The following is a 14,619-nucleotide window of genomic DNA, read 5'->3' on the forward strand; positions in this document are numbered from 1 at the left end:
TTATTTAAAGACTGGAACGTGACTACCTTCCGAAATTTTTAATGGAGCTTCTGTACTTTCCACTACCTGCTCGACCGTATACGGGTACAGTACTTCACGCAGATGCAGCTCCCCATTCACTACCTCGATAACGGCTCGCTCGGTAATAATCATGTCTACACATTCTGGTGCAGTTAACGGCAACGTACATTTTCGGAGAATTTTCGGTTCTCCAGCTTTGTTCGTATGGTTCATCAACACGATAACTTTTTTCGCTTTTTGTGCCAGCTCAATGGCGCCGCCCATACCGGGCACTCGTTTGCCAGGTACAATCCAGTTTGCTAAATCGCCCTTCTCGCTTACTTCCAATGCACCGAGAATTGTAATATCCAGATAACCACGTCGAATCATACCAAACGCAACCGTACTATCGAAGTATGAAGCGCCGGGAACGAGCGTAATGGGAAATCCGCCCGCATTGCATAAATTCTCATCTTCCTTTCCCTTTTCAGGGGAAGGACCAGTACCTAGAATGCCATTTTCCGCATGAAACATGACGTCCCACTCTTGCGGAATATAATCCGCTACAAGCGTTGGTATACCTATCCCTAAATTTACTAGCATTCCCGGCTCAATTTCTTTTGCTGCACGCCGTGCAATTAAGTGACGCTGCTCTACTCCCACGCCCATTTCCAATTCACCCCTTCACTTTTGACAATATAGTCTACATACACACCTGGAGTTACGATGCATTCCGGGTCCAGTTCGCCTCTTGGCACGATTTCTTCCACCTCGGCAATCGTGATATCCGCAGCCATAGCTACGAGTGGATTAAAGTTACGGGCGCTTTTATCATAAATAAGGTTGCCGTATTCATCCGCTTTGAGCGCATGTACAATACCTACCTGGGCCGTTAGAGCAGGCTCTACCATATACGTCTTACCTTCTATTTCTATACGATTCTTTCCTTCTTCAACAATCGTTCCAAGCCCCACATCCACTAGAATTCCACCTAGTCCCATACCACCAGCTCGAATTTTTTCGGCGAGCGTGCCTTGAGGATAGAATGTAACCTTCATTTTCCTTTCGGTCATCAAACGTCCAGCATTCGGATTGGAACCAATATGTGACGTAATTAAGCTACGAGCGCGTTCGGCCGTTACAAGGCACCCGATTCCTATATCTGGAAAACCAGAGTCGTTGCCGATTAAGTCGAGATCAGTAACCCCTTTGCGTAAAATCCCGTCAATGATGGTAGGCGGGTTACCTACACCACCAAATCCCCCAAACATAAGTGTAGTGCCATCTGTAATATGAACAAGCGCTTCATCAAGTGAAACAACTTTAGACATGGTCTGCTTCATCCTTCATTCCTCCCTATTGCACACTTTCTTTAGGAACGAGCTGTCCTTCCTTCTCCAATTCCAGTGTTAATTCACCGATGGATTGATCGAGTATAAACAACAATTCGTTTATTTCTTCTTCTGAAATGACAAACGGAGGCGCTACAATTACACTATCCCCAGCTTGCCCGTCAATACCTCCGGAAGCATTATAAATAAGCAACCCGTTATTTTTTGCCTTTTCGATAGCTCGCTCCGTCACTCCAAGTCCGAGAGGGAACGTTTCCTTCGTAGTCCTGTTTTTGACGAACTCGATACCACAAAGCAATCCTTTACCACGAACATCGCCGATGATATCGTGCTTTTGCATGAGCGTTTGCAAACCGGATAATAATTGAAGGCCACGCTCTTCTGACTTGGCAATCAACTGGTTATCCTCGATATACTGCATAACGGCCAGGGAAACTGCTGCCGATTGTGGATTGGCGCTAAACGTATGCCCCGACATAATCGATTGGGAGCCAGCGGCAATGACATCAATAATCCGCTTGCTTGCTATCGCGGCAGCCATAGGAGTATAGCCGGCAGCCATTCCTTTGCCAAGCGCCATTAAATCCGGCACCACATCCCAATGATCAATCCCGAACGGTTTGCCAGTGCGTCCATTACCTGTCATCACTTCATCAGCAATGAACAGAATATCGTGACGCTCGCAAATTTCTTTTATTCGTTGATAGTAATACGGCGGCGGCGTTACCGCACCCGCGGATGCGCCAATAATCGGCTCAGCGATAAACGCCGCGATATTATCTGCACCAATACGGTGAATTGCCTGCTCCAACTGATTCGCACATAGTAAATCGCAGCTCGGATATGTGCTGTTAAACGGACAACGGTAGCAATATGGTGGTTCAATCGATGGAAATTCTTCCAAAAGCGGAATAAAGCGCTTTCTTCTCAGAATATGACCTGACATTGATAGCGCGCCTAGCGTAATACCGTGATAACTCATCCAACGGGAAAGTATTTTATTCTTACTAATACGTCCCTGCTCTTGCCAATACTGTATAGCAATCTTCATTGCGGTTTCTGTCGCTTCTGACCCGCTATTAACAAAGAACACGTAATCAAGATCCCCGGGTGTCCAGCTTGCCAGCTTAGTGGCCAATGCTTCTGCGGCTTCACTTGTAAACTGAGAACGATAAGTGAATGACACTTTCTTTGCTTGTTCATTCATTGCGTCAATCACAGATTGTACACCATGTCCAATGTTAGTTGTCACAGCACCTGAGCATCCGTCCAAATAGGCTTTGCCTTCAATATCATATAAATAAACACCTCTGCCGTGTGAGACAGTAGGATATTCCTTATCTAGTAACGGTTTAATTACATGGCTCTTTCCCTTCATCGGGCTTTCCTCCTTCGTATTTCTTCGCCACTTTTATCATAGCAAAGGGGGTAAAAGAAAAATATTCGCACTATTATATGAATTTGTAGTATATTTTTTATACACCATGTATAAAGAGAGGAATGTGCATGTCGATTACACTAAAAGAAGCATTAGAATTGCCTGATATTCAACAGATAAAACTAGTCGGTGGTCACGGTGGCCTGCATCGAATTATCAAATGGGTCACCATTGTCGAGATTATCGAAGACGCAACACGGCTGCAGGAGGGAGAATTCCTCATTACGACCGGATACGGCTTAGATACTAGAGCGAACCGACGCGATTTCATTGAACAACTGGTACAACAAAATCTATCTGCAGTGGCGATTCATACCGGATTCTATATGGAGCGAATCCCGATGGAGTTCATTGAGGCGGCTAATACACACAGCCTCCCGTTGATTGAAATTCCTCGTCATATGAATTTTTCTGAGGTAACAAAAGCACTGCTCGGCCACATCGTAAACCGACAATTACAGCTTATGCAGGATACACAACAAATTCACCATGAGCTAACCATGTTAACGCTGAATAACCAGGGCCTGGCTCCGCTTGTGGAGACATTGGCAGCCCGCCTGCAGGCTGAAGTGGAAATTTATGATGTCCAGGGACGTCGATTAGAAGGAAGCAGCAAGGGGGTAGAAGCTTCTCTACCGCTTGAAACAATCGTATCCTTACAGCAAACGATGAACATAGCAGCTCCCGTGCCCCTATCCGCAGAGCAGCTTGTTCATACGATTGCGACTGATCAGGAACAATATGGATTTCTGCACATCCAAAAGCAGACTGCACTTACGGAGATGGATCGGTTAATTGTAGAGCAGGCTAGCACGGTCTGTGCGATTGAGTTTCTAAAACAAAAGGCCGTCGATGAAGCACTAGTGCGTATGCGGGAAGATGTACTGGATGAATTACTCGAAAACAACGAACAAGATGAAGCCTATCTTCAGAAATTGGCCCACAAGCTGAATTATCGCTTGGAAGGAGCGATGACTGTTATGCAAATCGCTTCTATCTCGGAAGATAGCATCCGGCCGCTCGTTCAGTCTTGGGCCCGGAAGCAGGCCAAGACTGTTCTTCTACGTGAAAAACAGCGCACCATAACCCTTGTCATTCCTGTACAGCAGGATAAAGACATCATTCGAGTAGCACAATCTTTACAGCAAGAAGCACAGCTTCGGCTTGCGTCGGGACCACTTTATATCGGTATGAGCATCCCTTTCTGTGGACTGGGTCAAATCGCCGCCAGTGCACAAGAAGCACGGGAAGCCCTCCAGATAGGTATTACGACCGGAGAGGTTCTGATGACGTATGACAAAATCGGAGCATTCGCTCCGCTTCTGCAGATGAAAAAAGCAGGAATCGAACTGACGACATTATTCCGTCCGCTGCTCGATCCCCTGCTCACCTATGATCAAAAACATAATTCCAGTCTCGTCGATACGCTGGAATGCTATCTGCAGCACAATTCTAATATTAAAAATACGGCGGCTGCGCTCTTTATTCATCGTCATACACTAAAATACCGGCTTGAACAAATCGAGGAAAAGACGAATAAAGATTTGCAGAACGCCCATACTCTTACACAATTTCATCTGGCATTGATGGCTTATCGGCTTGATCGTGCAGCATTAAAGGTACTATAAGTGATATAACGCTATTGCCTGGATAAATCCTTGACCCAAAGGCTCATATCTTCGAACTTGTCAAAGATGTTGCAGTTCTTCGTCATCCGACCCGTATATTCATACCCAAGCTGATGGAATACCGCATTCATACCGAATGAAAGAGAACGGGCAAGCGAGTATGCACAGTATATACTGCGTGAGCGTAACTCACGTTCAAGTGCGACAATCAGATGGCGCATTAGTCCGTGTTTACGATGCTCAGGATATGTGGCACAATCGGTCATCTCTGCATTGTTATATAAGGTGTTCACCTCAGCCGATGCAGCGCTAATAATCCGATGATTCGATTCAACCGCATAGAAAATCGTGCCTTCAAGCATGACTTTCTTAATATACGAGGCATCGTTCATTGGCGTCGGATATGTCTGAAATACGGTACCATATAATTGGGCAAGTTGTTCGGCGTCTTCTATAGTAGCAAGCCGAATGGAATAGCCTTGTGCCAGTGGTTCATCCGAAGGTTTAGGCGGAAGCGTAAGTACTTGGCGCAGAATATCATCTTCTTGCATCCAATACTCGCTTGTACGCCGTTCATCCGTAAAATACAGTGCCATGCTATAAGCGTCGCTGCCATTGAAATATCTTTTGAATACACCTTCAAGCATATAACCGAAGCTAAGAAGCGTCTGCCAATCTTCGGGACGGGATTTAATGAAAACTTTTGTGAATCCGTTTTCCATTGCAAGTTCAAGCACACGTTTATGCATCGTCTGTACATTGCCACGGTAATCATCTATACGTAGTCGGGCATTAAACGGGTCCAGGCAGATTTCCATAATGAAATCCTGACCACTTTCGGTGCGAGAATGAGAATACAATTCATTTTTTGTTGTCATAAATAAACCTCCGTTCTATTATAGTTTTCATAGTTTAGAAATATTGCAAAAATCATGCCGATTACTTCAAAGAAAAGGGTGATAGCTGTGTCCAAATTGGCAGCAATCTGGTCGGAAGAGCTAGAATGGCTTCTGGGCATTATTAATGTGGGCATCCACCTTGTCGATAAAGAAGGAACAACCATATTCTTCAATGAAACGATGGCCGAAATCGACGGGCTGGACCGCAGGGATGTTATCGGCCAGAACATATTTGATTTATTTCCTTCCCTAACAAATGAAAGCAGCACGCTCAGTCGCGTACTTCGTACCGGAGAGGAAATTGTAGATAAAGTCCAAACATATATGAATATGAAAGGCAAACAAATCACCTCTATTAACAGCACATATCCGCTGTGTAAAGAAGGCGATATTATCGGTGCAGTCGAGTTGGCCGAGGACATTACCCGTATCGTTCAATTGAATGATCAAGTTCTTGATTTACGCCAACAACTCTACAAAAAAACGAGAGAAAAGAAAAATACACAAAATGATACGCAATATCATTTCAGCGATCTTATCGGGGAAAGCTCTTTGTTTCAACAGGCACTCACAAGAGCCAAGCGGGCGGCTCGCACCCAGTCATCTGTGCTTATCTGTGGTCCGACTGGCACAGGCAAAGAGTTAATCGCACAGAGTATCCATAACGCTAGCATTCGCCGGGACAAACCGTTCATCGCACAAAACTGCGCGGCAGTACCACGTGAATTGATGGAGGGCTTGCTGTTCGGCACAACCAAAGGAGCGTTTACAGGTGCTATCGACCGTCCCGGCATTTTTGAGCAGGCGGATGGTGGTACACTGTTCCTCGATGAGATTAACAGTCTCGACGTTATGCTGCAAGCTAAGCTCTTGCGTGTACTTCAGGACGGACGTGTCCGGCGCGTTGGCGGTGCTTCAGAACAGGAAGTAAATGTTCGTATTCTTGCTGCGATGAATATTAGTCCTTACGAAGCACTGAAGCATAATATCCTGCGCTCTGACTTGTTTTTCCGGCTGAATGTGGTAAATATTGAGCTTCCGCCGCTCATTCGACGTAAAGAAGACATCATCTTGCTGACCAGGCATTTTATCGGAAAGTTCAACCAGACTTTTGCGATGAAAGTAAGCGGTATCAGCGAAAAAGTTGCACAAACGTTTCTTACGTATGCTTGGCCGGGAAATATACGCGAACTGCGTCATACGATTGAAGCGGCGTTTAATATGCTTGAAGAAAATGAAGAGAGGATTGAACTACACCACCTGCCTCTTCAATTTACTGAATTACCGACGGAATCTATGTCCGCATCGGATACAGAATCACCAAAGTCCGCTCCATCCGCCTATCCGATGAACTTGCCTGGCTATATTGAAAGCATCGAACGGGTTATCATCGAAGAGGCTCTTAAGCATCATGAAGGAAACGTAAGCAAAACCGCAGAAGCACTCGGTGTCAAGCGCCAGGCTCTTCAGTATAAAATTAAAAAATTCAACCTATAGACAAAATTTTGGCAGCAAAAAATTCACGAAACGCAAAATTTTTTGCAGATAATTTTATTAACTCACAGAGGGAATTTATCCCTCTGTTTTTTGTAACCCCTATCAAATCAGTATTTTTAGAATCTTTCATATCTTGGCATGCATCTTGCTGTATATAAAAGCGATGAGAACACGCTAAGGAGGTACAGCAAATGAGCTTACTGGAAAAAGACTTGAATAAAGGTCAACATACTCCCGCATTAGGTGAGGGCTGGCATGCCGCCCCTGCAAAAACACGCAACTTCCGTGATATCGAACTTTGGAAAGACGTAACAGATGAACAATGGAACGATTGGCTCTGGCAGCTTACTCATACAATAAAAACCGTAGAAGACTTAAAGAGAGTCGTAAACTTGACTCCTGAAGAAGAAGAAGGCGTACGAATTTCCACACAAACTATTCCGCTGAATATTACACCGTACTATGCATCACTTATGGACCCGGATGATCCACGTTGTCCAGTGCGTATGCAATCGGTTCCGGTATCAGCAGAGATTATGAAAACAAAATACGATTTAGAAGACCCGTTGCACGAAGATGAAGATTCTCCAGTACCGGGTTTGACACATCGTTATCCGGATCGTGTGCTGTTCCTGGTAACCAACCAGTGCTCCATGTATTGCCGCTACTGTACACGTCGCCGCTTCTCCGGCCAAGTAGGTATGGGCGTGCCGAAGAAACAACTCGATGCGGCCATCAACTATATCGCCAACACTCCAGAAGTGCGTGATGTTCTCATTTCCGGTGGCGATGGCCTATTAATTAATGATACGGTACTCGAATATATTTTGAAAAACCTACGTGCGATTCCACATGTGGAAATCATTCGCATTGGTACGCGCGCTCCTGTCGTATTCCCGCAACGGATTACAGAAAATCTGTGCAATATCTTGAAGAAGTATCATCCGGTATGGCTGAATACGCACTTCAATACACCGCTTGAAATCACGCCTGAATCAAAGCTAGCCTGTGAAATGCTTGCAAACGCTGGGGTTCCGGTTGGGAATCAGGCCGTTATTCTTGCAGGTATTAATGACAGCGTGCCGATTATGAAGAAACTTATGCATGAACTTGTAAAAATCCGCGTTCGTCCATACTATATCTATCAGTGCGACCTGTCCGAAGGTATTGGCCATTTCCGTGCACCGGTGTCTAAAGGCCTTGAAATTATGGAAGGTTTACGCGGCCACACATCTGGCTATGCGGTACCGACATTCGTAGTGGATGCGCCAGGCGGCGGCGGTAAAATTGCGCTACAGCCAAATTACATGATTTCTCAAAGTCCGGATAAAGTCGTACTACGCAACTTCGAAGGGGTTATTACTTCTTATCCGGAACCGAAGAATTATGAGGCGGGACGTGCAGACGCGTACTTCAACGAGCATTATGGCATTGTGCAAGAAGAAGAAACAGTAGGAATTAGCGCCATTATGCGTGATGAGAAATTCAACCTCGTACCAGAAGGCTTACGTCGTATGAATAAACGTAAACAATATGAACAAACCGATGATCACGCCTCCCTAAAAGACCGCCGTGATAAACGCGACGAGATGAAGGCGAAGTTAGCCAAGACGAAAAATAATCAATAATCAACAAGGGGGGAACATGAATGAAATGCATCTGGTGCGAGACCGAGACAGCCACAGAAGGCATCCAGGATTGCTATTGGGTTACGCCGGACGGAAAAAACACTGTGCACATCCAGAATATTCCTTCTGTTGATTGCCCGAACTGTTACGATAAGTTCGTTCCGGAAGATACTTCACAAAAAATTGAAGATGCGCTTTACTTGAATGATATCTCCTCCCTAGGTACGAAGTTCACATACGAACAACTACTTGAGGCGCCGCGCATCAATATGTTTAAAGCAAAATCAGAGTAAATCCATAAATGCGAGACGTGCACCCACCCTGCCGTCTCGCATTTTTCTTTATGTCTTCTTTCTTCTTCACGTATGAAATTCCACATTCTCTCCAAAATAATACAAGCGACTACTTATGACAGAAGGAGAATGCATATGGCAAGCAAGGCAAAAAACAAGAAGCTTACTCCCACGCAAATCGAATACCAAAAGGTTTCACAGGCGCATGAACCACCCCGGCCAGTGTTCAAAAATGTACTGCGTGCTTTTTTTATCGGGGGTGCTATCTGCCTGTTCGGGCAGGTTATTCAAAGCTTTTTCATTAACTACTTTAATTTTACAGAGAAAACGGCGGGCGATCCGACCGTTGCCGTTCTTATCTTTATCTCTGTTCTTCTGACCGGGATTGGCGTCTATGACAAAATTGCACAGTATGCCGGGGCCGGCACGGCTGTACCTGTAACGGGGTTTGCCAACTCTATCGCTTCGGCTGCACTTGAGCACCGCAGCGAAGGTCTTGTATTAGGCGTTGGGGGCAACATGTTCAAGCTAGCCGGTTCTGTTATTGTATTCGGTGTTTTCGCCGCCTTTATTATTGGTCTGCTAAAATGGGCCTGGATGACGTTAGGAGGGATATCATAATGCTTCAGGGACACCAGTCATGGATTTTTCGGAATAAGCCTGTTATCCTCTCCTCTGCGGCTGTTGGAGGACCGTTTGAAGCCCAGGGAAATTTAGCTGATGACTTCGATCTTTTATATGGCGATATTTGGCTCGAACAGGATAGTTTTGAGAAGGCAGAAAAGAAAATGCTTGAGGACGCCTGCGATACCGCCATCAAAAAAGCGGATATTCAAAAAGGTGACATTAACTTTTTTCTGGCCGGTGATTTAATGAACCAGATTATCTCCAGTAGCTTCTCCGCCCGGACTGTCGGCGTGCCTTACCTGGGGATTTTCGGCGCCTGCTCCACTTCCATGGAAGGTCTGGCACTCGCTGCCCAGCTCGTCGACAGCGGAGCAGCCAAATATGCGCTTGCCGGAACATGCAGTCATAATTGTACGGCTGAGAAACAATTCCGTTATCCGACAGAATATGGTTCGCAGAAGCCTCCGACTGCTCAATGGACAGTTACTGGTGCGGGAGCCGCGGTCGTCGCTTCTTCCGGGAATGGTCCGCGCGTCGTCTCGGCTACTGTCGGCCGGGTAATCGATATGGGTATTTCTGATCCGTTCAATATGGGAGCTGCGATGGCACCGGCAGCGGTAGACACGATTCAAGCGCATTTCCGCGATTTGCAAATTACTGCCGATCATTACGATATTATCGCCACAGGTGATTTAGGACAAGTCGGACATGCCATTGCTAAAGACTTATTCAAGAAACACGGAATTGACGTTCCAGAAAATAAACTGACGGATTGCGGTCTGCTTATCTACAGCAAGGATCAGGAAGTAATGTCTGGAGCAAGTGGCTGCGCTTGCTGTGCAACCGTAACGTACGGTCACCTTCTTAGACGTCTGCGTGCCGGAGAGTGGAAACGCATGCTCATTGTAGCTACGGGTGCACTTCTCTCTCCGCTCAGTTACCAGCAGAACGAAAGCATTCCATGCGTGGCACACGCAGTCGCTATCGAACAATGATTTCATAGACAGGAGGCATACAGTATGATTTTTTTCTGGGCTTTTGTTATCGGCGGTCTCATCTGTGTGATCGGGCAGTTATTAATGGATGTAGGGAAACTAACACCTGCTCATACGATGTCCACCCTAGTTGTAATGGGCGCTGTGCTCGACGGTTTGGGGTGGTATGAGCCTCTCATCAAGTTTGCCGGGGCCGGTGTAACTGTACCGATTACCAGTTTTGGTAACGCACTCGTTCACGGGGCTATGCAGGAGATGCAATCCGATGGGGTTATCGGTATTATCACCGGTATTTTTGAAGTAACGAGCGCCGGAATTTCGGCGGCTATTATTTTTGGATTTCTTGGCGCTTTGGTGTTTAAACCAAGAGGATAAGCACATACTATCTGCTGTGGAGGTGAAGGTCATGACAGTATCAGCACAAGTCAAACAGGCAATCGCAAGTTTGAAAAGCGCACAAGCCAGCTTGGAAACATTCGCATTAAGCACACAAAACCAGCAAGCAAAGCAGCTTTTCACCCAAAACGCGCAACAGACGCAATCAATCATCGATGCGCTAGAACCTCGGGTTCAACAACTCGAACAAGAAGAGCCTCAATACAAAGGGTTTTAATTTGCGAACGCCAGGGTGAGTCTTTGACTCACCTTCCTTATATTCCAACGAGGTGAATACACATGAATGATGTTGTTCAAATCGCATTACGCGCCTTCTTCGCGCTTGTGGTTCTATTCGCCATCACTCGATTTACCGGGAAAAAGCAACTAGCACAGCTAACATTCTTCGAATACATAGTCGGCATTACGATTGGTGATATCACCGCTGTCATTGCGACAGACATCGAGAACAACCTAGTTCATGGCTACACGAGCCTCCTTGTTTTTGCCGCTATTCCATTTCTCATTGATTATTTATCATTAAAGAGTAAATTCGTCCGTCAATTATTTGAAGGAAAAGGTACCGTACTTATTAAAAATGGAAAAATACTGGAAGAAAACTTAAAAAAAGAACATATTAACACGGATGAACTCATGGCACAACTCCGCCTGAAAGGTATGTTTAGAGCAGCTGACGCGGAATTCGCCATGCTCGAAACGAACGGCCAGATTAGCGTTATGCCAAAAAAGAGTTCACAACCAGCTACGATAAAAGATTTGCAGTTAAATCTTCCTGCAGAGGCAGAGCCAGAAACAGTAATTATGGATGGCGAAATTATGCTCGATCCGCTTAGAGCGAGCGGTCGCAATACCCAATGGCTTCATACTGAATTGAAAAAAACAGGCGTTAAGCTAGAAAATGTATTCATAGGCCAGGTCGACGATAAAGGAGTATTATATCTGGATTTGTACAACGATCAGCTTCAAGTGCCGCAGCCAAGCCAGAACCAATTGCTTCTTGCAACATTGAAGAAATGCCAGGCTGACTTTGAAATGTTTGCATTGGAAACTCAGGCTAAAGAAGCGAAACGACTCTATAGCAAAGCTGCTGAAAAACTGCAGCATACCATAGAACAAGTAAATCCTTATCTTCGCTAAAAAAGACCCTCGCATTTCTTTATGAAAGCGAGGGCTTATTTTATTTCTTAATCAAATGTTTGCTGTAGGAGCACTTTTCCAGTCAAGCGTCAACTTTTCATCTTTGCAATCTACAGTTACTGTCGTTCCATCTGTAATCTGTCCACCAATTAGCGCTCTTGCAATAAGTGTTTCCAGATGGCGTTGCAGAAATCTGCGTAACGGGCGTGCACCATAAACCGGATCGTAGCCTTCTTTTGCGATATACTCTTTGGCTGCTTTCGTTAATACGAGTTCGACGCCGCGCTCGGCCAATCGTTTCTGTAAATTAGCGATAAGAAGCCCGACGATTTGTCCAATTTCGGTAACAGTTAGCGGCTTGAATAGCACGATTTCATCTACCCGATTCAAAAATTCGGGCCTAAAATTCATCTGTAATTCTCCCATCACCTGCTCACGGGCTGTTTCTGTAATCTCACCGGATTCGGTAATGCCATCCAGCAAAAATCCCGATCCGATATTAGATGTCATAATAATGACTGTATTTTTAAAGTCGATCATCCGGCCTTGCGAATCTGTAATTCGTCCATCATCAAGCACCTGTAGCAGTACGTTGAAAACATCATGATGTGCTTTCTCAATTTCATCAAACAGAATGACCGAGTACGGTTTACGCCGTACAGCTTCAGTAAGCTGACCGCCCTCCTCAAAGCCTATATAGCCGGGAGGTGCACCGATAAGGCGAGATACGCTGTGCTTTTCCATATATTCGCTCATATCGATGCGTATCATATTATCTTCGGTATCGAACAGTGTCTCGGCCAGCGTTTTGGCAAGCTCTGTTTTTCCGACGCCGGTAGGTCCCAGGAAGATAAATGAGCCGATCGGGCGGCGTGGATCTTTAATTCCTGCACGCGCACGGATAATAGCATCTGCTACGCTATCCACCGCCTCACCCTGGCCGACAACACGCTGATGCAGAATTTGATCTAATTTCAATAATTTTTCCCGCTCTCCCTCTACCAGTTTAGCGAGCGGAATCCCGGTCCACCGAGAAATAATACGGGTAATCTCCTCTTCTGTTACTTCTTCTCGCAACAGAGACTCTTCCCCTTTGCGAGCAGACTGCTTCTCCTCTTCTTGCCGCAGTCTTTTTTCTGCTTCAGGAAGCTTACCGTACTTCAGCTCGGCGGCCTTGTTCAGGTCATAGTCTCGCTCCGCCCGTGCAATCGCCTGATGAATTCGCTCCATTTCCTCCCGTAGCTTCTGAATGTTTCCAAGAGCCTGCTTCTCTTCATCCCACTGCGCTTTCATTGTTGCGAAACGCTCACGCCGCTCGGCCAGTTCCTTCTGCAGTTGTCCAAGTCGCTCGCGACTGGCCGGATCGGTTTCTTTCTTTAATGCGGCTTCCTCGATTTCCAGCTGCATAACCCGGCGTGCAACCTCATCCAGCTCTGCCGGCATCGAATCGATTTCTGTGCGGATCATGGCACACGCTTCATCCACTAAATCAATCGCTTTGTCTGGTAAGAAACGGTCTGTAATATACCGGTGAGATAATACGGCCGCTGTTACGAGAGCATTGTCATGAATTTTCACACCGTGGAATACTTCAAACCGCTCGCGCAGACCACGCAGGATAGAAATTGTGTCTTCGACAGTCGGTTCATCCGCCATAACGGTCTGAAATCTACGTTCAAGTGCCGCGTCCTTTTCAATATATTTGCGATATTCATCGAGTGTCGTGGCACCGATGCAGTGCAGCTCACCACGCGCAAGCGTCGGTTTGAGCAGATTCCCCGCATCCATCGATCCCTCTGTCCGGCCTGCACCTACAATCGTATGAATCTCATCAATAAACAGCAGAAGCTTTCCTTCACTTCGCTTAATTTCCTGCAATACTGCCTTAAGCCGCTCCTCGAATTCCCCACGGTATTTGGCACCGGCGATAAGTGCTCCCATATCGAGCGCGAAAATACGTTTATCGCGCAAACCTTCCGGTACATCACCACGAACAATGCGGTGGGCCAAGCCCTCTACGATCGCTGTTTTTCCAACACCTGGCTCCCCGATAAGCACCGGATTATTCTTCGTTTTACGCGATAAAATCCGAATGACATGACGAATCTCCGCATCACGTCCAATAACCGGATCAAGCTTATTACGACGCGCCTCTTCTACGAGGTCATGGCCATACTTCTCCAGCGCTTCATATGTTACTTCTGGCGTGGCGCTTGTGACGCGCTGATTGCCTCTTACCTCATTCACCGCAGCAAGAAATGCTTTGCGGGTAATACCGTGATTTGTAAACAGAATACGCAACGGCGGTACACCCTGTACCTCTTCTAGAATGCCGAGGAAAAGATGCTCGACGGATATATACTCATCATGCATAGCTTTTGCCTCGTCTTCTGCTTTCAACAGAATATTGTTAACGCCGGAACTGATATAGATTTTTCCTGCTTCCCGTCCGGAACCGGATACACGCGGCTTTTGCTCCAACCTTCTCTCAATATCCCGTGTAAGACTCTCAGGCGATGTATTCATTCTGTGCAACAAACGTGGTAGCAACCCTTCATGCTGCGTCAACAGCGAAAGCAGCAGATGCTCCGTCTCCACTTCTGGATTGCCGTACCGGAGCGCTTTCGTCTCCGCCTGCTGAATCGCCTCGAGCGATTTTTGTGTGAAACGATTCATATCCATAATGCATTGTGCCTCCTTTTTGGTTCATTTTTCTTTTCCACAAGATG

At 46.1% G+C, this 14,619-nt stretch carries 15 protein-coding genes; 9 read left to right on the forward strand and 6 right to left on the reverse strand.

The annotated features are described in order from the left end of the window. Genes AF333_RS27590 through AF333_RS27600 form a run of 3 tightly spaced genes read right to left on the reverse strand, consistent with a single transcriptional unit; the run spans position 1 to position 2,730 of the window. On the reverse strand, positions 1 to 669 hold the full coding sequence (locus AF333_RS27590) for a 3-oxoacid CoA-transferase subunit B (protein ID WP_043064323.1): 669 nt from the start codon (positions 667 to 669) through the stop codon (positions 1 to 3). Then, a complete protein-coding gene (locus AF333_RS27595) occupies positions 654 to 1,331 on the reverse strand; it encodes a CoA transferase subunit A (RefSeq protein ID WP_043064414.1) in 678 nt (225 codons plus the stop codon). Before AF333_RS27595 ends, AF333_RS27590 begins: the two co-directional genes overlap by 16 nt. A gap of 25 nt (positions 1,332 to 1,356) precedes the next feature. Continuing rightward, positions 1,357 to 2,730, reverse strand: a complete 1,374-nt coding sequence (locus AF333_RS27600) for an aspartate aminotransferase family protein (RefSeq protein ID WP_043064324.1) — start codon at positions 2,728 to 2,730, stop codon at positions 1,357 to 1,359. Positions 2,731 to 2,858: 128 nt separating this feature from the next. Between AF333_RS27600 and AF333_RS27605 the strand changes: the two genes are divergently transcribed. Next, the gene (locus AF333_RS27605) at positions 2,859 to 4,418 is read left to right on the forward strand and encodes a PucR family transcriptional regulator (RefSeq protein WP_043064325.1); all 1,560 of its coding nucleotides are present in this window, start codon (positions 2,859 to 2,861) and stop codon (positions 4,416 to 4,418) included. An 11-nt stretch (positions 4,419 to 4,429) separates the two neighbouring features. Here AF333_RS27605 and ablB read toward each other — a convergent pair whose 3' ends face one another. After that, the gene (ablB, locus tag AF333_RS27610; RefSeq protein WP_080787594.1) at positions 4,430 to 5,296 is read right to left on the reverse strand and encodes a putative beta-lysine N-acetyltransferase; all 867 of its coding nucleotides are present in this window, start codon (positions 5,294 to 5,296) and stop codon (positions 4,430 to 4,432) included. Between the two features lie 87 nt (positions 5,297 to 5,383). Between ablB and AF333_RS27615 the strand changes: the two genes are divergently transcribed. Next, positions 5,384 to 6,814, forward strand: a complete 1,431-nt coding sequence (locus AF333_RS27615; RefSeq protein WP_235355854.1) for a sigma-54 interaction domain-containing protein — start codon at positions 5,384 to 5,386, stop codon at positions 6,812 to 6,814. On the opposite strand, the gene AF333_RS36400 is transcribed toward AF333_RS27615, so the two are convergent. Continuing rightward, positions 6,804 to 6,944 (reverse strand): hypothetical protein, encoded by a 141-nt coding sequence (locus AF333_RS36400; protein ID WP_235497040.1) that lies wholly within the window; start codon positions 6,942 to 6,944, stop codon positions 6,804 to 6,806. The genes AF333_RS27615 and AF333_RS36400 overlap by 11 nt on opposite strands. Positions 6,945 to 7,005: 61 nt before the next feature. Here AF333_RS36400 and kamA point away from each other — a divergent pair, with 61 nt between their 5' ends. From kamA to AF333_RS27650, 7 genes are all read left to right on the forward strand, one after another. Then, positions 7,006 to 8,442: a lysine 2,3-aminomutase gene (gene kamA / locus AF333_RS27620; RefSeq protein WP_080787595.1), complete on the forward strand. Its 1,437-nt coding sequence runs from the start codon at positions 7,006 to 7,008 to the stop codon at positions 8,440 to 8,442. Between the two features lie 20 nt (positions 8,443 to 8,462). Further along, entirely contained in the window at positions 8,463 to 8,735 is a 273-nt protein-coding gene (locus AF333_RS27625; RefSeq protein WP_043064327.1) for a YokU family protein, read from the forward strand. A 135-nt stretch (positions 8,736 to 8,870) separates the two neighbouring features. Beyond that, complete coding sequence (gene spoVAC, locus AF333_RS27630) at positions 8,871 to 9,356, forward strand: stage V sporulation protein AC (RefSeq protein WP_043064328.1); 486 nt, start codon at positions 8,871 to 8,873, stop codon at positions 9,354 to 9,356. Continuing rightward, positions 9,356 to 10,357 carry a stage V sporulation protein AD gene (gene spoVAD / locus AF333_RS27635; protein WP_043064329.1) on the forward strand — a complete coding sequence of 334 codons (1,002 nt, stop codon included), beginning with the start codon at positions 9,356 to 9,358 and terminating at the stop codon, positions 10,355 to 10,357. Before spoVAC ends, spoVAD begins: the two co-directional genes overlap by 1 nt. Before the next feature lie 24 nt (positions 10,358 to 10,381). Continuing rightward, on the forward strand, positions 10,382 to 10,732 hold the full coding sequence (gene spoVAE, locus AF333_RS27640) for a stage V sporulation protein AE (RefSeq protein ID WP_043064330.1): 351 nt from the start codon (positions 10,382 to 10,384) through the stop codon (positions 10,730 to 10,732). A 31-nt stretch (positions 10,733 to 10,763) separates the two neighbouring features. After that, a complete protein-coding gene (locus AF333_RS27645; protein WP_043064331.1) occupies positions 10,764 to 10,970 on the forward strand; it encodes a DUF1657 domain-containing protein in 207 nt (68 codons plus the stop codon). Positions 10,971 to 11,032: 62 nt separating this feature from the next. After that, on the forward strand, positions 11,033 to 11,890 hold the full coding sequence (locus AF333_RS27650) for a DUF421 domain-containing protein (protein WP_043064332.1): 858 nt from the start codon (positions 11,033 to 11,035) through the stop codon (positions 11,888 to 11,890). Positions 11,891 to 11,941: 51 nt separating this feature from the next. Here the strand turns inward: AF333_RS27650 and clpB are convergent, their stop codons facing one another. Further along, complete coding sequence (clpB, locus tag AF333_RS27655) at positions 11,942 to 14,572, reverse strand: ATP-dependent chaperone ClpB (RefSeq protein WP_043064333.1); 2,631 nt, start codon at positions 14,570 to 14,572, stop codon at positions 11,942 to 11,944. Positions 14,573 to 14,619: the final 47 nt, after the last annotated feature.

It is taken from the genome of Aneurinibacillus migulanus (assembly GCF_001274715.1).
Lineage (GTDB): Bacteria > Bacillota > Bacilli > Aneurinibacillales > Aneurinibacillaceae > Aneurinibacillus > Aneurinibacillus migulanus.

Coding starts and splice junctions, on each gene's coding strand:
- AF333_RS27645 (WP_043064331.1), top strand. CDS start 10,764: ATGACAGTATCAGCACAAGTCAAACAGGCAATCGCAAGTTTGAAAAGC.
- AF333_RS27605 (WP_043064325.1), top strand. CDS start 2,859: ATGTCGATTACACTAAAAGAAGCATTAGAATTGCCTGATATTCAACAG.
- AF333_RS36400 (WP_235497040.1), bottom strand. CDS start 6,944: ATGAAAGATTCTAAAAATACTGATTTGATAGGGGTTACAAAAAACAGA.
- AF333_RS27590 (WP_043064323.1), bottom strand. CDS start 669: ATGGGCGTGGGAGTAGAGCAGCGTCACTTAATTGCACGGCGTGCAGCA.
- AF333_RS27625 (WP_043064327.1), top strand. CDS start 8,463: ATGAAATGCATCTGGTGCGAGACCGAGACAGCCACAGAAGGCATCCAG.
- spoVAD (WP_043064329.1), top strand. CDS start 9,356: ATGCTTCAGGGACACCAGTCATGGATTTTTCGGAATAAGCCTGTTATC.
- AF333_RS27650 (WP_043064332.1), top strand. CDS start 11,033: ATGAATGATGTTGTTCAAATCGCATTACGCGCCTTCTTCGCGCTTGTG.
- spoVAE (WP_043064330.1), top strand. CDS start 10,382: ATGATTTTTTTCTGGGCTTTTGTTATCGGCGGTCTCATCTGTGTGATC.
- ablB (WP_080787594.1), bottom strand. CDS start 5,296: ATGACAACAAAAAATGAATTGTATTCTCATTCTCGCACCGAAAGTGGT.
- AF333_RS27595 (WP_043064414.1), bottom strand. CDS start 1,331: ATGTCTAAAGTTGTTTCACTTGATGAAGCGCTTGTTCATATTACAGAT.
- clpB (WP_043064333.1), bottom strand. CDS start 14,572: ATGGATATGAATCGTTTCACACAAAAATCGCTCGAGGCGATTCAGCAG.
- spoVAC (WP_043064328.1), top strand. CDS start 8,871: ATGGCAAGCAAGGCAAAAAACAAGAAGCTTACTCCCACGCAAATCGAA.
- AF333_RS27600 (WP_043064324.1), bottom strand. CDS start 2,730: ATGAAGGGAAAGAGCCATGTAATTAAACCGTTACTAGATAAGGAATAT.
- kamA (WP_080787595.1), top strand. CDS start 7,006: ATGAGCTTACTGGAAAAAGACTTGAATAAAGGTCAACATACTCCCGCA.